14 protein-coding genes and 1 pseudogene are annotated in these 19097 nt (G+C 74.9%); 4 read left to right on the top strand and 11 right to left on the bottom strand.

All coding sequences use genetic code 11. The features are described 5' to 3' along the window. Positions 1 to 20 precede the first annotated feature (20 nt). Positions 21 to 233, top strand: coding sequence for an MbtH family protein (locus J7W19_RS03365; protein ID WP_004940927.1), 213 nt, complete (start codon positions 21 to 23; stop codon positions 231 to 233). On the opposite strand, the gene J7W19_RS03370 is transcribed toward J7W19_RS03365, so the two are convergent. Beyond that, complete coding sequence (locus J7W19_RS03370; protein ID WP_004940925.1) at positions 167 to 1855, bottom strand: AfsR/SARP family transcriptional regulator; 1689 nt, start codon at positions 1853 to 1855, stop codon at positions 167 to 169. The genes J7W19_RS03365 and J7W19_RS03370 overlap by 67 nt on opposite strands. 300 nt (positions 1856 to 2155) lie before the next feature. Between J7W19_RS03370 and J7W19_RS03375 the strand changes: the two genes are divergently transcribed. After that, positions 2156 to 3250 (top strand): cation diffusion facilitator family transporter, encoded by a 1095-nt coding sequence (locus J7W19_RS03375; protein WP_051072510.1) that lies wholly within the window; start codon positions 2156 to 2158, stop codon positions 3248 to 3250. 65 nt (positions 3251 to 3315) lie between these two features. On the opposite strand, the gene J7W19_RS03380 is transcribed toward J7W19_RS03375, so the two are convergent. The 9 genes and pseudogenes from J7W19_RS03380 to J7W19_RS32690 all read right to left on the bottom strand — a co-directional run. Further along, positions 3316 to 4497 carry an acyltransferase family protein gene (locus tag J7W19_RS03380; protein WP_233478061.1) on the bottom strand — a complete coding sequence of 394 codons (1182 nt, stop codon included), beginning with the start codon at positions 4495 to 4497 and terminating at the stop codon, positions 3316 to 3318. A 200-nt stretch (positions 4498 to 4697) separates the two neighbouring features. Further along, positions 4698 to 5750, bottom strand: coding sequence for an NAD-dependent epimerase/dehydratase family protein (locus J7W19_RS03385; protein WP_004940914.1), 1053 nt, complete (start codon positions 5748 to 5750; stop codon positions 4698 to 4700). 36 nt (positions 5751 to 5786) lie between these two features. Further along, positions 5787 to 7361 carry an MFS transporter gene (locus J7W19_RS03390; RefSeq protein WP_004940910.1) on the bottom strand — a complete coding sequence of 525 codons (1575 nt, stop codon included), beginning with the start codon at positions 7359 to 7361 and terminating at the stop codon, positions 5787 to 5789. Positions 7362 to 7585: 224 nt separating this feature from the next. Then, on the bottom strand, positions 7586 to 9073 hold the full coding sequence (locus tag J7W19_RS03395) for an amino acid adenylation domain-containing protein (protein ID WP_233478062.1): 1488 nt from the start codon (positions 9071 to 9073) through the stop codon (positions 7586 to 7588). Positions 9074 to 9075: 2 nt separating this feature from the next. Then, complete coding sequence (locus tag J7W19_RS03400; protein WP_004940905.1) at positions 9076 to 14778, bottom strand: non-ribosomal peptide synthetase; 5703 nt, start codon at positions 14776 to 14778, stop codon at positions 9076 to 9078. Next, a complete protein-coding gene (locus J7W19_RS03405) occupies positions 14718 to 15098 on the bottom strand; it encodes a hypothetical protein (protein ID WP_004940900.1) in 381 nt (126 codons plus the stop codon). The genes J7W19_RS03400 and J7W19_RS03405 overlap by 61 nt, the downstream gene beginning before the upstream one ends. 91 nt (positions 15099 to 15189) lie before the next feature. After that, a complete protein-coding gene (locus tag J7W19_RS03410; RefSeq protein WP_004940898.1) occupies positions 15190 to 15552 on the bottom strand; it encodes a hypothetical protein in 363 nt (120 codons plus the stop codon). Positions 15553 to 15731: 179 nt separating this feature from the next. Next, a complete protein-coding gene (locus J7W19_RS03415) occupies positions 15732 to 15962 on the bottom strand; it encodes a hypothetical protein (protein ID WP_004940895.1) in 231 nt (76 codons plus the stop codon). A gap of 778 nt (positions 15963 to 16740) precedes the next feature. Beyond that, positions 16741 to 17307, bottom strand: a pseudogene (locus J7W19_RS32690) (TerD family protein); the annotation flags it as partial. A 272-nt stretch (positions 17308 to 17579) separates the two neighbouring features. Between J7W19_RS32690 and J7W19_RS03425 the strand changes: the two are divergent. Next, positions 17580 to 17846, top strand: coding sequence for a GlsB/YeaQ/YmgE family stress response membrane protein (locus J7W19_RS03425; RefSeq protein ID WP_004940892.1), 267 nt, complete (start codon positions 17580 to 17582; stop codon positions 17844 to 17846). Between the two features lie 52 nt (positions 17847 to 17898). Here J7W19_RS03425 and J7W19_RS03430 read toward each other — a convergent pair whose 3' ends face one another. Next, complete coding sequence (locus tag J7W19_RS03430; protein ID WP_004940891.1) at positions 17899 to 18174, bottom strand: YciI-like protein; 276 nt, start codon at positions 18172 to 18174, stop codon at positions 17899 to 17901. A 188-nt stretch (positions 18175 to 18362) separates the two neighbouring features. Between J7W19_RS03430 and J7W19_RS03435 the strand changes: the two genes are divergently transcribed. Beyond that, on the top strand, positions 18363 to 19091 hold the full coding sequence (locus J7W19_RS03435) for an adenosylcobinamide amidohydrolase (protein WP_004940889.1): 729 nt from the start codon (positions 18363 to 18365) through the stop codon (positions 19089 to 19091). The last annotated feature ends 6 nt before the right edge of the window (positions 19092 to 19097 follow it).

Raw genomic sequence — 19097 nt, forward strand, 5'->3', positions numbered from 1 at the left:
CGACGACCAGGAGGTCACCGATGAGCAACCCGTTCGAGGACGAGAGCGGGACGTACCGCGTCCTCGTCAACGACGAGAACCAGCACTCCCTCTGGCCGGACTTCGCCGAGGTGCCCGCCGGGTGGGCCGTGGCGCACGGCCCGGCCCCCCACGGCGAGTGCGTCGACTACGTCGAGCGCCACTGGACGGACATGCGGCCGGCGTCGCTGTCCCGGCGGGCGTCCGCCGCGTGAGCTCCGGCGGCTACGGCGCGCGGGCACACGCCGTGGGGCGGGTGTCCGCCGCGCGCCGGCGGCCGGCCGAGGCGCAGCTCCACGGGCCCGGTGCCCGCGCCGGTGCGCAGTTCCCGCTCGACCTCGCGGACACTGCGGCGCGGGTCGGCCAGCAGCCGGGCCGCCGCGGCCCGCAGCGGACCCGGCCGGTACTCGCAGGTGGAGACCAGCCGGGCGGACGGCTCGGCCTCGTGCCGCAGCCGTTCGTGGCCCACGACCGCGCCCAGCAGCTGGAGCGCGTCCGCCAGGGTGAGGCCGTCCAGGGCGGTCGCCGGCACGCCGTCGAGCGGTCGGCGGCCGACCAGCAGGACCGCGCAGCCGGGTGACACCGGGAGCAGCGGGTCCGGCCGGGCGCCGGGCACCACGTCGTCCAGGACGAGCAGCAGCCGCCTGCCGTCCGTCGTCCGCCGCCACAGAGCGGCGCGTTCCGCGGCCGGGGCGTGGAGTCCGGCGGCCGGGACGCCGAGGGCGGTCAGCAGCTCCGCCAGGACGTCCTCCGGCGGCCTCGGGGTGCCGTCGGGCGCGCCGAGGCGCGCGTAGAGCCGGCCGTCGGGGAAGTGGGACCGCAGGTCGTGGGCCGCGCGGAGGGCCAGGGCGGTCTTGCCGGTCCCGGCGGGACCGGTCAGAGACATGACAACCATGCCGTCAGGAGACGTCAGCCGCTCGGCGAGGGCGGCCAGTTCGGCGGTCCGGCCCACGAAGTCCGCGGGCGGGCGGGGAGGTTCCCCGACGTGGTCCGCCGGCGGCACGGCGGGTGCGGCCGGGGCCGGTGGTTCCAGGGCGAGGATGCCGCGGTGCAGCTCGCGCAGGCCGGGGCCGGGTTCCAGGCCGAGTTCGGTGTGCAGGAGGCGGCGGGCGTCCTGGTACGCCGCGAGGGCGTCGGCCCGGCGGCCCAGACCGGCGAGCGCCCGGATCCGCAGCTCCCACAGCTTTTCCCACAACGGCCGCCCGGCGAGGGCCGTTTCGAGCATGGCCACGGCCTCGGCGTACCGGCCGAGTCCGATCTGGACGGCGGCCAGTTCCTCGGTGGCCGCGGACCGCAGCTGCTCCCAGCGCTCCCGTTCGGCGGTGAAGTAGGGGGTGTCCGCTTCCCCGAAGGGGGTGCCGCGCCACAGCGCGAGGGCGTCCCGGAGGTATCCGAGGGCGGCGCCGCGGTCCGACCGGTCCCGGGCCTCGCGCCCCCGCGCCAGGAGGTCCCGGAAGAGTTCGGTGTCGAGCGTCGCGCCGCCGGCGGTGAGCAGATAACCGCCGCCCTGCTTCCGGATCTCCGGGGCGCCGCCGGCGAGGTCGCCGAGCAGGCGGCGCAGCCGGTATACGTAGGTGCGGACGGTGGTGTCGGCCGACCGCGGGGCGGTGTCGCCCCACAGCGCGCGGACGGCGTGCTCGCACGGGACGGGCTGGTCCCGGCGTAACAGGAGGATCGCGAGCAGGGCGCGTTGCTGCGGGGAGCCGAGGTCGATCTCGGCCGTCCCGGACCACGCGCGGACCGGGCCCAGCAGGGAGAACCGGGGTGCGGGAGCCGCGGTGGCGGCGGGCGCGTCCGGTGCCGGCCAACGTCCTGGGGAGGTGTTCTCGGGCGTCACGCGCACAGAGTCGACGGCTCCGCTTGCAGTTCGTTTGACGACTCGCTTGCGCCACCCCCTCGGCCCGGGAGCCGTGATCTGTCCGGATACCGCCGTCCCGGCGGCGCTTCCTGGTGTTCTCCGCGCTCCTCCGGCGTTTTCCGGCCACCGACGGGACCGTCCACGCCGGAATACCGGCGAAGGAAATCGGGAAATTACCGCACCGGGGCACGCTTTTGATAACCGTCTCCATTGCAGCCTTTGAAATCGCGGAAACAATGCGCTTCACTTTCCCTGCCCAGCCCGGAACGAGGGGGTTTCATGCAGCAGGCGCACCGGCACGCCGGGGACACGAAGGCGGACGGGGAGGGACACCGCCACGATTCCCACGACGGCCACGACCACGATCACGGACATGGCCATGGACACGGCCACGGGCATCACCACGGCCACGGCCACGGCGGGCACAGCCACGGGGTGGCCGCCGACGCGGACCGCCGCTGGCTGAGCATCGCGCTCGGGCTGATCCTCGCCTATATGGCGGTGGAAGTCGTCGTCGCTTTCCTGGCCCATTCCCTGGCCCTGATTTCCGATGCCGCGCACATGCTGTCGGACGCCGGTTCGATCGTGCTGGCGCTGGTCGCGATGCGGCTGGCGGCCCGCCCGGCCAAGGGCGGTTACACCTACGGGCTGAAGCGGGCGGAGATCCTCTCGGCCCAGGGCAACGGGCTGACACTGCTCCTGCTGTCCGCCTGGCTGGCGTACGAGAGCGTGGAGCGGCTGATCGACCCGCCGGAGGTCGGCGGCGGGATGGTGCTGGCCACGGCCGTGTCGGGGGTGGTGGTGAACATCGCCGCCGCGTGGTGCATGTCCAAGGCCAACCGCTCCTCGCTCAACGTGGAGGGCGCCTTCCAGCACATCATCACCGACCTGTACGGCTTCATCGCCACGGCGGTGGCCGGCGCCGTGGTCATGCTGACCGGCTTCACCCGCGCCGACTCCATCGCCACCCTGGTCGTCGTGGCCCTGATGCTGCGGTCCGGGATCTCGCTGGTCCGTGCCTCCGGGCGGATCTTCCTGGAGGCCGCGCCCCCCGGTATGGAGCCGGACGAGGTGGGCGCCCGGATGGCCCGTCAGAACGGTGTGGTGGAAGTCCACGACCTGCACATCTGGGAGATCACCTCGGGCGAGGTGGCGCTCTCGGCACACGTCCTGGTCGAGCCGGGCGGCGACTGCCACACGGTGCGGACCGCCGTCCAAGCGGACCTCCGCGCGGGGTACGGCATCACCCACGCGACGCTGGAGGTCTGTGAGGCCCCCGGCGAGTTGGTGGGCGTCGGCTCCGGCGAGGCGGGCGGGCGGCACTGCGAGGACCCGCACGGCACGGTGCACCGGCGCGCGCCGGAGGCCGGCTGAGCGCACCGGGCCCACCGGCCCACCCATGGACAGGAACCGCCCCCGCCCCCGTAGGGGGCGGTTCCTCATTTCCCGGACGGCGCCCGCGGGACGGGCCGCCGCCCGGATCCCAGCAGCCGGGTCAGCGGCCGCTCCACCCCCGCGTACACCGCCCAGGACACCGCCACCGAGACGGCGAGGAGGGCGGCGGCGCAGAGCGCCCGGAAGCCGTCGCCGCCCGTGCGGTCCTCGTCCACCAGCCGGTATCCGTAGGTGAGGACGAGCATGTGGACCATGTAGAAGGCGAACGAGATGTCGCCCAGCCACACCGCCGTCGGGTGGCGCAGCGGCGAACGGGACGCCCGGACGTCGGCGCCGGCGCCCGCGAGGACCAGCAGCGCCATCGGGATCACCAGGACGGCCGTGATCGCGTACAGGAACGGCACGTACATCGCCAGCGGGTACCCGGCCGCCAGGGCGGGCAGGGCGTGCCGGAACCGGACACGGGTGCCGCCCGCCTCCGCCAGCGCCCGGGCGAGCAGCATGCCGAGGACGAACTCCAGCAGGCGGGCCGGCGGGAAGGTGTAGACGGCCCAGTAGCGGTGGAGCGTCGTGGGCAGTCCGTAGAACGAGGGCTGCGCCGAGGTGACCGCGGTGACCAGCGCGGGCAGCAGGATCACCGCGAGGGCGGCGGCGCCGGCGCAGGCCCACAGCCGGGCGGCGGGGATCCGCCGGACGAGCGGGATGAGCAGCGGGAACGCCAGGTAGAAGAACGCCTCGCAGGACAGCGACCAGGACACGCCGTTGACGCTGTCGTAGACGTCGAAGACCGGCCACCAGGACTGGACGAGGAAGAGGTTGGGCACCGCCTGGCGGGCGGTGGTCCGGCCGCCCGCCCAGTCGATCAGCAGCAGGGCGGCGAGCCAGGTGACGACGTGCGTCGGGTAGATCTTCGCCGCGCGGCGCCGCCAGAAGGCGCCCGCCCGGTCGCCCGGCCGCGCCGACCAGGCCAGGACGAACCCGCTGAGCAGGAAGAAGAAGGCGACGCCCGAGCGGGCGAGGATCAGCGCGAAGGTGGCCGCCGAGTTGCCCTCCCAGACGCCGTCGAACCAGAAGGTGAAGTAGGTGTGCGCGGCGAACACCGCGAAGGCGGCGGTGAACCGCAGCCCGGTGAGCGTGGGGAGCCGCACGGGGAGCGGTCGGGCCGGTACGGGTGCCGCCGGGGCGGTGCCCGTCGAGGCGGGTAGGGGCTGGGCTGCCGGGGCCACGGCGTCTCCTGAGGGAGAAGGGGCGTTTGAGGGAAGAGGGGCGAAAGCGCGCCCGAACGTACCAACGCCAATGGCCGGATGTATGCCAACCGAGGATGGCATTCGGCCCCTGCAACCGGGGTTGCAGGGGCCGAATTCAGCAGGGGCCGGATTCAGCGGGGGCCGGATGAGCAGGGGGCCGGATGAGCAGGAGGCCGGGGTCACCACCCCATGCCGCGGAGCAGGGCCGCCTCCTCCACCGGGGTCAGGCCCGCCGGGGGCCGGCGGCCGGCGGCGCGGCCGAGCCGGTCCGCCAGCACCGCGCGGGCGGTGTCGGCGACCGGCCGGGCGCGCAGCCCGGCGTCGGCGGACGGGCTCGCGGCCCGGGCGAGGGCACCGTACAGCTCCCTCGGCGGCCAGAGCGGCAGCGAGTGCGGCCCGGTCCACGGCCGCACGCCGGCCTCGGCGAGGACGGGCTCGGGGACGGGGACGAGTTCGGGTTCCCGGCCCACGGCGTCGGCGACCTCCGCCAGCAGGTCCGCCAGGGCGGCCGCCGGGCCGACGGCGTCGAACGTCCCGGCCGTCCGCTCCTCCGCCGCGTCGAGGATCCACACGGCCAGGTCGCGGACGTCCAACAGCTGCGCGGGCAGCGGAAGCCCGGCCTCCCCGACGGCGGGCGGTACGGCCGTGGGGCCGCCGCGCGCCATCCGCAGCGGCCAGTAGCCGAACGGGCCGACGTCGTCCCCCGGGCCGGTGAGCAGCCCGGGGCGGACCACGAACGCCCGCTCGCCGGCCGCCTCCCGCACGGCGTCCTCGCAGGCCAGCTTGACGCCGCCGTACCGCGCCTGGGACGGCTCGGGGTCGCGGGCCGGGTCGTAGGCGGCGGTGTCGCCGGGCAGGGCGGGCCGCAGCCGGGCGGTGCGGGCGTCCTGCCCGGGGGTGTGGGTGTCGGCGTACACACTGATGGAGGAGACGAACGTCCAGTGGGCGGCGGTCACCGCGGCCAGCGCCTCCCGCACCCAGGGCAGGGCGAGGGTCGCGGTCTCGACGGCGGCGTCGAACGGGGTGCCGCGCAGGGCGTCGAGGGCGCCGGGCGCGGCCCGGTCCGCGCGCAGCAGGCGGGCCCCGGCGGGCGGTTCACCGCCGGTGCCGCGCGCCACGCAGGTGACGTCGTGGCCGCGGGCCACGGCCTCGCGGGCGATGGCGCCGGAGACGAAGCCGGTGCCGCCCAGGACCAGGAGGCGCAGCGGGGAGGTGCGGCCGGACGAAGGCATGCGGGGACTCCTGGTGCGGGGGAACGGGCTGGGGGCTCAGGCCGGTTCGGGCTCGGCCTTGTCCGGGGTCTTCTCCGGTTCGGGGGCGCCGGTGAGCAGGTCCTTCTTGCGGACGAGGGTCAGCGCGACGGCCGCGGTGCCCACGCAGATGATCGCGGCCCAGGTCATCACGTTGGACGCGCCGTCGGACACGGCCGTCTCCAGCGTGCGGCGGACCTGGCCGGTCACGGCGTCGGGGACGTGCTCCAGGGCGCGGGAGATGTCGCCCTGCGCGGCGGCGGAGACGATCTCGTCGTGGTCGGCGCCGGCGAGCACCGGTTCCCCGCCGGCGCGGTCGGAGATGCGGTCGCGGAAGAGGATGCCGAAGATCGCGGCGCCGGCGCCCGCGCCGAACATGAAGAGGCTGTTGATGGCTCCGGACGCCATGCCGGCGCGCTGCTTGGGCACCACGTTCACGGCGAGGGACATCGACGGGCTGCCGGCCAGTCCGCCGCCCACGCCCCACAGGAGCAGGCCGGGCAGGGCGGCCCAGATGGCGGTGTCGCGGTCGAAGGACCAGGCCATGGCGAGGCCGCCGATCGCGAGGATGCCGAAGCCCGCGGCGATGATGTGCGACGGCGAGTACTTGGCCTGGAGCTTGCCGGCCACCAGGCCCATGCCGAGCTGCGGGGCGAAGATGGCCATCATCAGCAGGCCGTTCTGCAGCGGGCTGAGCCCCCGGGCGCTCTGGAAGTACAGGATGTAGTACACCGAACCGCCGACCGTGGCGAAGCGGGAGAAGAAGGCGATCAGGGTGGCCGCGACGAAGGTGGGCACCCTGAACAGCGACAGGTCCAGCGTGGGCGCCTGCACCCGCCGTTCCAGCACCAGGAATCCGGCGAGCAGCACCACGCCCACCCCGAGCTGGGCGAGGGTCGCGGCGCTCCCCCAGCCCTGGTCCTCGCCGCGGGTCAGGCCGAAGTTGATGACGCCGAGAGTGAGGACGAGCAGTCCCGCGCCGGTCCAGTCGATGCCGGACAGGGAGGTGCGGGGCGGGTCGGCGGGCAGCCGGGTGCGGCAGAGGAAGAGGGCTATCGCGCCGATGGGCACGTTGATCAGGAACAGGTAGCGCCACTGGGTGAGGTCGACCAGCAGGCCGCCGATGACCGGCGCGACCGCGCCGCAGGCGCCGAGGGTGGTGCCCCAGACGGCGATCGCCATGTTGCGGGCCTGGCCCTCGTAGACCTGGGCGATCAGCGGCATCGCGTTGGCGAGGACGAAGGCGGCGCCGACGCCCTGCACCCCGCGGGCCAGGTCGAGCGTCAGCGCGTTGGGGGCGACGCCGCAGGCGAGGGACGAGAGGGTGAACAGGGCGATGCCGCTCATGAACATCGCCCGGCGGCCCAGCCGGTCGGACAGCGAGCCGGCCGCCTGCTGGAAGGCGCCGAACGTGACCGTGTAGCCGATGATGATCCACTGCAGCGCGGCCAGTGAACCGCCGAGGTCCGACTGGATCGAGGGCAGCGCCACGGAAACGATAGTGATATCGATGACCAATAGCGCCGAGGCGACGACGGTGATGATGAGCACGATGCGGGCCTGCCGGCCCACCGCGGTATCCGTGGCGCTCACTAAAGCCTCTCCGTTTGGGTTGCTGCGGCGGCCGGCGGGCCATGGGCGGTGCATTGACAATCGTTTCCGAATTCATTTCCGGCGTACCGCCGCCTCATCGAGTAAGGGTTACCTTACCGCGCATGGTGGCGGCGAGTTTAGCACTCGATTTCCGGTTATTCGGAGGGCGGCCGAGAATTTCGGCCGCCCTCCGTTCCGCAGGAATTCCCGGGCCCGACGGCGGGTCAGCCGGGCGGCACGGGGAGGGCGTTGACGTCGATTTTCCCGGTGACGGTGAGCGGCAGGGAGGCCATCGGGACGAAGACGGAGGGGACCATGTAGGACGGCAGCCGGTCGCCCAGGTGCTTCCGCAGTATGGCGGGGTCCGGTGCGCCGTCGCACTCGACGTACGCGACGAGCCCGGCCGTGTCGGCGCCGCCGCCGCGGGCGACGACGGCGGCCCGGCGGATCTCGGGCCGCTCCAGCAGGACGCCCTCGATCTCCCCCGGCTCGATCCGCAGCCCTCGCACCTTCACCTGCTGGTCCGCCCGGCCCAGGTAGTCGAGTTCGCCCGAGGGCAGCCGCCGGGCCAGGTCGCCCGTCCGGTACATCCGGGCCCCGGGCTCACCGGAGAACGGGTCCGGGAGGAACCGTTCGGCCGTGAGCCCCGGCCGGTGCAGATAGCCGCGGGCCAGACCGGCCCCGGCGAGGAAGAGTTCCCCGGCCTCGCCGTCCGGCACCGGACGGCCGGTGGCGTCCAGGACGTACGCGGCCGTCCCCGTCACCGGCCGGCCGATCAGCGGCTTGGCGCAGCCCCGGGGGACCCGGCTCCAGGTGGAGTACGTGGTGTCCTCGGTCGGGCCGTAGAGGTTGTGCACGCGCTCCACGGTCCCGGTGCCGTACAACTTCTGCGCCAGGGTGGCCGGAAGCGCCTCCCCCGCCAGGTTGACCGTCAGCACCGAGGCGGGCAGCGGTCCGGAGGCCAGCAGGTCGAGGAGGAGGCTGGGGACGGAGTTGACGAGGGTGACGGGACGCCGGGCGGCGGCCACCGGCAGGTGGAAGACCGTCTCCGCCAGGACGACCGTGCCGCCGCAGGCGAGCGGGGTGAACAGCTCGAAGACCGACAGGTCGAAGCAGAGCGAGGTGGACGCCAGGGTGTACCGCAGCTCCCGGGGCGTGAACTCGGTCAGCGCCCAGTCCAGGAAGGCCGCCGCGCTGCGGTGTTCGACGGCCACGCCCTTGGGGCGGCCCGTGGAGCCCGAGGTGTAGAGGACGTAGGCGAGGTTCCCGGCCTCGGGGCCCGCCGCGGGGGCCGGGTCCTCGGCGGCGATACGGGACCAGTCGCGGTCCAGCGACACCACCGTGCCGGGGGCGCCCGCCAGCCGGCCGCGGTACGCGTCCTCGGTGACGACCAGCCGCGCGCCGCTGTCCCGCAGCATGAACTCCATGCGGTCGGCGGGGAACGCCGGGTCCAGCGGCACGTACGCCGCCCCGGCCTTGAGCACCCCGAGCACGGCGACCACCAGCCAGGGGGTGCGGCCCAGGCAGACGCCGACGGGTGTCTCCGGCCCGGCGCCGAGCCGCCGCAGGTGGGCGGCCAGCGCCTCGGCGGACTCCTCCAGCTCCCGGTAGGTCAGCCGTTCCCGGCCGGCCGCCACCGCCTCGGCGTCCGGGGTCGCCGCCGCCTGGCGGGCGACGCGTTCGTGCAACAGCGGGGCCTGATGATCCGTCATGTTCACGCTCCCGCACCGTTCTTGACTGCGGCCCGGCGGGCGGACAGCTCGCGGGCGACCTCCTCCGGGGTCATCCGGGAGACGCGCAGGTGGATCCCGGCGACCGCCTCCGAGCGGCCGGGGACGTCCTCCCCCGCCGTGATCGCCTCGGCGAGCCCGGCGACCGTCGGCGACAGGAACAGCGTCCGCAGCGAGATCCCGTCGGACGTGAACACCTGCCGGAGCCGGGTGACGATGCGGGTGGCGAGCACCGAATCCCCGCCCAGGGCGAAGAAGTTCTCGTGCTCCCCGACCGCCGGGCGGTCCAGCACCTCGGCCCAGACGCCCGCGCAGACCTCGGCCACGGCGGAGCGCGGCGCGCCCGGGGAGCCGGCGGGTTCGGCGGCGGGTTCGGGCAGGGCCGTCCGGTCCACCTTGCCGTTGGCGTTGAGCGGCAGCGCGTCGAGGACGGCGAACGCGGACGGCACCATGTGCCCGGGCAGGACGGAGCGCAAGTGGTCGCGCAGCCGGGTCGGCAGCCCGTCCCGGTCCGCGCCGGCGGCCGGTACGACGTGCCCGGTCAGGCCCCGGTGGCCGGGACCCGCCGCCGCCCGCCGCCCGGTGACCACGGCGGCCGCCACGTCCGGGTGGGCCAGCAGCGCCGCCTCCACCTCGCCGGGCTCGATCCGGTGGCCGCCCACCTGGATCTGGAAGTCGGCGCGGCCCGTGAACTCGATCGTGCCGTCCGGCAGGAAGCGCCCCAAGTCGCCCGTGCGGTACAGGCGTTCACCGGTATCGGGGTGGGTGACGAAGGTGGCGGCGGTGCGCTCGGGGTCGTCCCAGTAGCCGCGCGCGAGGCCGACGCCCGCGACGTACATCTCGCCCGTCGCCCAGACCGGCCGGTCGCGCAGTCGCTTGTCGAGGATCCGGTAGCGGGTGTTGGCGATCGGCGTGCCGTACGGGACGGTCCGCCGGCCCGGTTCCAGCCGGCGGACGCGGTGCCGGATGTTCCAGAGCGTGGTCTCGGTGGGGCCGCCGACGCTCACCACCTCGACGTCCGCCTCCTCGGTGAGCCGGCGGACGGCGGGCACAGACAGCCAGTCGCCGCCCAGGAAGGCCAGCCGCAGCGGCTCCAGGACGCCGAGGTCCGGGCCCAGGTGTTCCAGGAGCATCTCCATCATCGCGGGGACGGAGTTCCAGAGGGTGATCCGGTGGTCGACCAGCAGCCGCGCCCAGTGCGCGGCCTCGCGGCGCCGCTCGGCCTCGGGCATCACCAGCGTCCCGCCCGCGCCGAGCACCCCGAACACATCGAAGACGGACATGTCGTGGTGGAGCGCGGTCAGCGCGAGCACCCGGTCGCCGGGGCCGACGCCGAACTCCTCGACGGTCTCCCGCAGGGCGTTGACGACGCCGCGGTGCTCGGTCATCACCCCCTTCGGGCGGCCGGACGAGCCGGAGGTGAACAGGACGTACGCCAGGTCGGAAGGGGTCGCGGCGGGCGGGGGCGGCTCGGCCGCGTCCGGGACGTCCGCCGGGAGCGGCTCGTCGAGGCAGAGCAGTTCCCGCTCGCCTGCCTTCTCGACCAAGCCGCGCCGGGTGAGGACGAGGGCGGCGCCACACCGGTCGAGCAGGGTGCGGGTGCGCTCGGCCGGGGCGTCCGGGTCCACGGGCAGGTAGGGGGCGCCCGCGTAGAGGACGGCGTAGGCGGCGACGATCTGCGCCCAGCCCTTGTCGAGGACGATCCCGACGGGCCGGCCGGGGGCCGCGCCCCGGGAGCGCAGCCAGTGGGCGACGCGGGCGGCCTCGCGGTGCAGTGCGGCGTAGGTGAGGGTGCGGTCGGCGGCGACGACGGCCGGGGCGTCCGGCCGCAGGGCCGCCTGTTCGACGAAGGCGTCGTGGACGAGGCGGTCGGGCAGCTCGCGGGTGCCGCCGTCGCCCAGGCCGGCCGGGGAGAGCCGAGCGGTCGGCGGGAGGGGGTCCGGCGCGCTCCAGGCGCTGTCGTCGGCGGCGTCGGCCAGCCGCTCCAGCAGCCCGCCGAGCCCGGCGAACACCTCGTCGACCAGCACGGGGTCGAACAGGGCTTCCTGGACGTCCCAGTTGACGACGAGGTCGCCGTCCTGGACCTCGGTCAGCAGGTCCATCCACACCTGCGGGGTCTGGGTGATGCCGCCCACCTGGCGGAGCAGCCCGTCCAGCAGCCCGGCGGTGCCACCGGCCAGCGGTACGGCGCTGGTGAACACCATGGGCATCAGGGCTCCGTCGAACCCGCCGCGCCGCCGCATGAGTTCGCGCAGCAGGTGGACGCCGCTGACGTAGGAGTGGCTGAGGTCGCTCCACAACCGCTCCTGGATCCGGCGGGCGCGCACGGCGAAGCCGTCGCCGCCCCCGGTGTCCACCTCGACGAGCGCGAAGGACGCGAACTCGCCGACGGTTCCGTCCACTTCGGGGTGGACCGGGAGCCGGTTGAGGTTGGTGACGTTGAGGGTGAAGCGGGGCTCCTGGGCCCAGGGCGCCAGAGCCTCGGCGTAGGCGGCGAGCAGCAGCCCGGCGGGGGTCAGGCCGGCCTCGCCGGCGCGCGCGACCAGCAGGTCCCAGCGGGCGGCGGGGACGCGTACCGAGCGGCGGACGAACCGGGGTTCGGTCACCGACTCGGGGCTGCGGAGCAGGGGCAGGCGCGGGGCCGGCGGGAGCGTCCGGAGCCGCTCCTCCCAGTAGGCGGCCGACCGCCGGTGCTGCTCGGTGCGGTCGAGGCCGGCGGTGGCCCGGACGTAGTCGCGGTAGGTCATGGGCGGCGGGGCGAGCTCCGCTCCCGGGTCGGCGTAGGCGCGTGAGAGGTCGTCGAAGAGGACCCGGATGCTGGCGAAGTCGCAGCACAGGGCGTCGACGCTGAAGTGCACCCGGTACCGGTCGGCGGGCAGTTCGGCCACCACCACGTCGAACAGCGGCCAGGTGTCCACCGGCCGGACCTCGTGCGAGTACCGCTCCCGGATCGCGGCGAGCCCGTCCCGTACGCCGTCCGCGTCCGCGGCGCGGAGGTCCACCACCGGCATCGCGTACGGCGGTACGGACTCCAGGACGCGCTGTTCCATGGTGTCGGGCAGCACGACGGCCCGCAGCATGGGGTGGCGGTCGACCACCCGCCGCCAGGCCCGCTCGAACCGCTCGCGGTCCAGGCCCTCGCCCTCGAACTCCAGGTACATGTGGGCGGAGACGTTGCCGGAGGACAAGGCGCCGGTGCGGCCGACGCAGTACGCCTGCTGCTGGTCGGTGAGCCGGAACGGCTCGTGCGCGGCGCCGGGTTCGGGGCGGACGGGCGGAAGCCCGGTGTGACCGGCGCCGCCGCCCCGCTCCCCCTCGACGGCCAGGGCCAGTTCGGCGACCGTGCGGTGGCGGAAGATGCTGTGCGGGTCGGCGTCGACGCCCAGCCGCTCCCGCAGCCGGTTCATCACCCGGATGCCCAGCAGCGAGTTGCCGCCCAGCTCGAAGAAGGTGTCGTGCACGCCGACCCGGTCGACGCCGAGGATCTCCGACCACAAAGCGGCGAGTTGCGCCTCCAGCGGGGTGCGCGGGGCGTCGGCCTCGGTGCCGGCCGGCTTCTCGCCGGGGGCGGGCAGTGCCGTGCGGTCCACCTTGCCGTGGGCCGTCAGCGGCAGCGTGTCCAGGACGGTGAGGTGGGCGGGGCACAGGTAGGACGGCAGCCGTTCCGCCAGGTGGGCGCGGAGGGCGTCGGGCTCGGGGCGTACGGCGCCGGCGGGGGTGACGTATCCGGCGAGCGCCCGGTGGCCGGGCTCGCCGTCGAGCCGGGGCAGCGCGACGACGACGGCCCCGTCGACGGCCGGGTGGGTGCGCAGCGCCGTCTCGATCTCGCCGAGTTCGATGCGGTGCCCGTCCACCTTCACCTGGAAGTCCTCCCGGCCCAGGAACTCGACGTTCCCGTCCGGCAGGAAGCGCCCCAAGTCGCCTGTGCGGTAGAGGCGTTCACCCGTCTCCGGGTGGGTGAGGAAGGCGGCGGCGGTGCGCTCGGGGTCGCGCCAGTAGCCGAGCGCGACGCCGGTGCCGCCGATGTACAGGTCGCCGGGGACGCCGACGGGCCGCGGGCGGAGCGCCGCGTCGAGGACGTGCACGGTCTGGTTGGCGAGCGGCTTGCCGTACGGGATGCTGGTCCAGGCCGGGTCGACGGCCTCCACGTCGTAGGTGGTGGACAGCACGGACGCCTCGGTGTTGCCGCCGAGGCCGACGAAGCGCACGTCGGGGGCGATGTCCCGGGCGCGGGCGGGCAGGGACAGCGGGATCCAGTCGCCGCCGAGGATGAGCAGCCGCAGCGAGTCGGCCCACGGCTCGTCGTCCTGCTCGACCTGTTCGCAGAACAGCTCGAAGAGGGCGGGCGCGCCCATCCAGGTGGTGACGCGCTCCCGGCGGACGAGGTCCAGCCAGTGCGCGGGGTTCCGCTCGGAGCCGGGGTCGGGCAGGACGAGGGCCGCGCCCGCGCAGAGCGCGCCGAACATGTCCCAGACGGACAGGTCGAAGCTCATCGCGGACAGGCCGATGAAGCGGTCCTCGCAGGTGACGCCGTAGCGGGCGTTGACGTCGAGGACGGTGTTGAGCGCGCCGCGGTGCGGGACCACCACCCCCTTGGGGCGGCCGGTCGAGCCGGAGGTGAACAGCACGTACGCCGGGTCGGCGGGGGTCTGCGCGGGCTCCAGCGGGCCGTCGTCGACGCCGGCCCAGGCGGTGTCGTCGTCGACGGCGAGCACGGTGATCCCGGCGGGCCAGTCCCAGCGGCCGGCCACCGACCGCTGGGTGAGGACGATCCGTGCCTCGGTGGTCCCCAGGACGTACTCCCGGCGCTCGGCGGGGAGGGCGGGGTCGAGCGGCACCCAGGCGGCGCCGGACTCCAGGGCGCCGAGGATGCCGACGGGCTGCTCCCAGCCCTTCTCCATGCAGACGGCCACCAACGCGCCGGGCGAGGCGCCGAGTTCGCGGAGGCGGCGGCCGATCCGCCGGGCGCGGGAGGCGAGTTCGGCGTAGGTCAGCCGGCGGTCGCCCGCGACGACGGCGGTGCGGCCGGGGTGGCGGGCGGCGGCGCGGCCCACGGCCTCGTGCAGCAGGCCCTCGGGCACGGGCGCGGCCGTGGCGTTGACCTCGGCGCGGGCGCGCTCCTGGGCGGCGGGCAACCGGACGGGGGAGCCGGGGACCGTCCAGGCGTCCTCGTCCTCCTCCAGCACGGCGAGCAGCGCGGACCAGGAGTGGGCCATGTCCTCCGCCATGCCGGCGGGCAGGGCGCCGGGGGCGGTCTCCCAGACGGCGGTCAGGCCGTCGTCGGCGGCCGGCCGCACCCGCAGGGCGAGGACGGCCGGCTCGGCGGCCGGGGGGTGCGCGGCCGGGCCGGCCGGTTCGTCGGCGAACTCGACGGCGGGGGCGGGCGCTCCGGCGGCAGGCGGCGCCTGGTGGCAGCGCCGGGCCCGGTCGAGGAAGGTGCCGTCGGGGGCGGCGTCGACGGTGACGGTCCGGCGGCCGTCGGCGTCCCGCCACCGCAGGGCGAACCGGGGCTCCTTGGACCAGAGGGCCAGGACCTCCGTGAACGCGGCGGCGAGCAGGGCGGTGAGGGGGAGCCCGTGCGCGTCGGCGCGTTCGGCGAGCCGCCGCGCACGGGGCCCGTCCAGGGTCAGCGGGACCGTCTCGGGGACGCCGGCGGGTCCGCGAGGGTGCCGGAGGTGACGGTGCATTTGGCGGAGCCGTCGAGCTTGGGGTTCTTCAGATCGCGGCGCAGGATGTCGTTGCGGGTGTCGCAGCCGTTACCGGAGCCGGGAGCGTCGGTCCGGTCCGACCACGCCTGGCCGAAGTGCTTCTTCCGGTCGTAACCGGCCTTCGGGGCGGCCTTCTTGACCGGCAGTTCCGCCAGCGCCGCCTTCACCGATCCCGGCTTGCCGTCGGAGGAGCCGCCGGACTTGTCGTCCCGGTCCTTCGAACACGCTGTCAGCAGCACCGGCAGCAGGAGAGTGGCGGCGACGGCGCCTCTTCGTCGGGGGCTGGTCTGGTACGGCACCGGTGTCTCGTTTCGTTCTGTTGATGGTGTTCGGGTGGGGGTCGGCGGTCGGTCAGCGCGCATCCGGCCCTCAGCCCGGCGCCCCCGGTTCTCAGGAGTGGCGGTTGCCGGGCGGGCCGGTCCTGACGCGGCGGCGGAGGACGCGTCTCCGCCGCCCCTTCCCGCCGCCGTCCATGACGAACTTCAGCCACAGTTCGGCGCCGCGGGCCGCCAGGAGCCGCCGGCGCTCCCGGCGCGAGCGCGGGCGTGCGGGGTCCGCGTCCCGCGCGGCCTGCGCCGGGAGCGCGGCGGCGGCGAGGCGGTGGCCCGCCCGTGCGAGGTCGGCCAGGACGCGTTCCCGGTGCCGCTCGCCGCGACCGCCGTGCAACTCCGTGTACAAACCCTCGATTTCCGCCACGGCGGCACTGATGAGCAGGTCGCCGCCGCCCGTCGATGCCGTCCTGTCCCGCGCCATCCGCAGCCCCCTTCGGACGAGTGGTCGCGACGCGTGGTGGCGACGCGTGGTCGCCGGGTCGCGCACATGACTTGCCCAACTGCGCAACCGGGCAACCACGTGGGCCGGAGATCGTCCTGCCGCACGGGCGGCCGGGAGGGGAGGTGTGAGGGGACGCGAGGGGACGCGAGGAGAGGGGGCTACGGGCTGGCCGGGTCGAAGCCGTAGCGGAGCGGCTCGTCGTCCACGCGCAGGTCGCGCCGGTAGATGTACAGCGCGTCCACCCGCACGTCATCGGCGGGGACTTCGGCGCCACACGGACGGGTGACCTGCAGCACCGACGGCCGGTCGGTCACCTTGATCCTCACGCCGTCGGCCGGCCCTCCGGCCAGCACCGCCGTCTCCCGCTTCCGCACGCCGTATCCCGCCATGGGGACACTTTAAGCATTGCGCAAGTGAGGAACAAACAGTGCCGGCCCGAGGATGGCGGAAGGGCCGTCAGTCCTCGTAGTAGTTGTTGACGATCACGTCCGGCTCGTCGTCGTCGAACGCCTCGTTCAGCAGCGCGCCGCCGACGAGACCGGCGGCACCGGCGCCGATGAGCGCACCCGCGCCGAAGCGGCGCCCGCCCTGCTGTCCGCCGCCCTGCTGCGGGTCGGCGTGCGGGGCCGGGTAGCCCTGCTGGGGCTGCGGGTACCCCTGCTGCGGCTGGGGGTAGCCGGCCTGCGGGTAACCCTGCTGCTGGGGCTGCGGATACCCCTGCTGCTGCGGGGTGTAGTACGGGGGCGGGGTGGTCTGCACACGGTGCGCGCAGCCGCCGCACGCCTGGACCGGCCGGGGCACGCCCCACTGCGGCGACCAGGACACCGTCGTCATGCCGGGGCCGTGGCTGGGGTCGAAGAAGCAGGTCACGGAAGGACTCCCTGTGGGTTGCTGAGGTGCCGCCGCGATCGTCGGCGCGGTGTGGGGCGTCGAGGGGACGACGACCGTCGGTGTCGGCGTAGAGGGCGGGGCCGGTGTGGAGGGCGGGGTCGGCGCCGGGGCGGGGGCGCCGTCGGCGGCCTTCAGGATCCGCGCGGACGCGGCGGGTCCGGTGGACGAGGCCGGTGTCACGGACGCGGCGGGTCCGGCCGACGAGGCCTGTGTCACGGACGCGGCCGGCGGCACGGACGCGGCCGGCGCCGTCGGGGCCGGCGCCGCGTCGCGCAGCACGTCCACCCCGTAGTCCGCGGCGATCCCCGCGAGCCCCGAGGCGTACCCCTGCCCCACCGCCCGGAACTTCCACTCGGCGCCGTGGCGGTACAACTCGCCGAAGACCATGGCGGTCTCGTCACCGGCGTCCCCGGCCGCGAGTTCGTAGCGGGCCAGTTCGGCCCCGCCCTCCCGGTCGGTGACCCGGATGTGCGCTCCGCGGACCTGCCGGAAGTCCTGGCCGCGCGTCTCGGGCTCGTAGAGGGACACCGGGAAGACGATCTTCGCCACCTCCGCGGGGACCCGCCCGAGATCGACGTGGATCCGCTGGGCGTCGCCCGCCGGGCCGGCGCCGCCGGCGTCCCCGGCGTGCCGGACGGAACCGTCCGGGCTGGTCAGGTTGTTGAAGAAGACGAAGTGCCCGTCGGAGAGCACCTTCCCGGACCCGCCGCACAGCAGCGCGCTGGCGTCCAGGTCGCATCCCGGGGCCGCCTGCCAGCCCAGCCCGACCGTCACCGCGGTCAGCCCGGGGGCCTGCCTGCTCAGCGAGACGTTGCCGCCCTTGGTCAGGGCCACACCCGCCACACCGCTCTCCCTTCCCTCACAACCACTCCGGCCCCGCGCGGCACACCGCACGGGATGCGCTCGGAGCCCGTCGTCCGATTTCCCTGCCGGTGTCATGATTCCGCCCGGGAACGTCATGCCGTCCCGGCTCGTCATCACCATGTCACCGTCTGATGCGCATACTTTAGCGCTTGCGCAACAAGGGAACCGTAGGGGTGGTTCCGACCGTTCTCACCACCGACGGCGAACGACGGGGCCGCGCCGGGCACCCCGGAAAGGGCGGAGGAACACACATGGGCATCATCGGCTGGATCGTCCTGGGCCTGCTGGCCGGAGCGATAGCGAAGATCCTGCTCCCGGGCCGGGATCCGGGCGGCCTCATCGGCACCACCCTCATCGGCATCGCGGGCTCGTTCATCGGCGGCTGGCTGTCGGCGAAGTTCCTGCACCGGTCGGTCACCCACCACTTCTTCGACGCGGCCACCTGGGCCGCCGCCATCGGGGGCTCGCTCGTCCTGCTGATCGGGTACCGCATTCTGTTCGGCAACTCGCGCGACTGAGCCGTCAACCGGCCCGGCCGCCCTCACATGACCGGGCCGCCGCGCCCCGGCGTCACCCCACGACGACGGTCCACGGCCGCACGGACCACCGCGTGACCAGCCCGTGCCGCACGTACGGGTCCCGTTCCGCGAACTCCTCGACGACCGAGGGATCGTCCACCCGCCATATCAGCAACGCCCGGTCCACGGGCCCGTCCAGGGCCCCGGCCAGGACCAGCGCGCCCTGCTCGTGCGCCTCCCGGGCGAGCCCCAGGTGCTCCTCGCGCAGGGGCGCCCGGCGCTCGACGTAGTCGTCGACGAGCGCGTACTCCAGCACGTAGTAGGCCATGTCCGTCCTCCGTCGCCCGGTGCCCGCCGTCGGCCGGTCACCGCTCCTCGGTCGGTTCTCCGCCACCGCACCCTACTGCCGCCGTCCGGCCGGTGTCCGCCGCTCCTCCCCGGGGCCCGGAGGGGCACCTGACGCACGCGTACGATCACTGGCGCCGTCCCGGCTCGACCCCGAGGAGTGACCCGCCAGTGGCCGCCGCCATACCTCCAGCCGCCGTCCCACCGGCCGTCGCCGCTCCCGCCACCGTCCCCCCGCCGGGCACGGGCGCCGGTCTGCTGGACGTGTGCCGTCTGACGCGTACCGAGGACGGCCGGTCACTGCACGCACTGCTGTGGCACGCGGGTCCCGGCTGGCGGATGGTCAGCAGCGCCGTCCTCGGCGGGGGCATCGCGGAACGGGCCTGGGTCCTCAACGCCCAGGTGGCGCATGGCTACCGGCGTACGGACCCGGCCGCGCACCTGGCCGGCATCGCGCGCGCCGCCGGGGCGGACGGTGCCGGGGTCGGCCTGATGACGGCGGCCGACGTCTCCGCCTTCGGCGCGGCGCACGACGGCGGCGTGGAGGCCGTGGCGACGGCGGGGATCACCGTGCGGGGCTGGGCGGCCTCGCCGGAGGAGGGCACCGCCGGGTTCGCGGAGCCCGGCACGATCAACGTCATCGTCGCCGTCCCGGCGGCCCTGACCGACGCCGCTCTGGTCAACGCCGTTGCCACCGCCACCGAGGCGAAGGTCCAGGCGCTGCTGGACGCCGGTCACGACTGTTCCGGCACCCCGACGGACGCGGTCTGCGTGGCGGCTCGCGTCCCTCGGCCCGGCGCGGCGGCGCACGCCTTCGCCGGACCGCGTTCCCTGTGGGGCGCGCGGCTGGCGAGGGCCGTCCACCACGCCGTGCACACGGCCCTGCCCGTGACCGCCTGACGCGCC

This window comes from Streptomyces mobaraensis NBRC 13819 = DSM 40847 (assembly GCF_017916255.1).
In the GTDB taxonomy this organism is placed as follows: Bacteria; Actinomycetota; Actinomycetes; order Streptomycetales; family Streptomycetaceae; genus Streptomyces; species Streptomyces mobaraensis.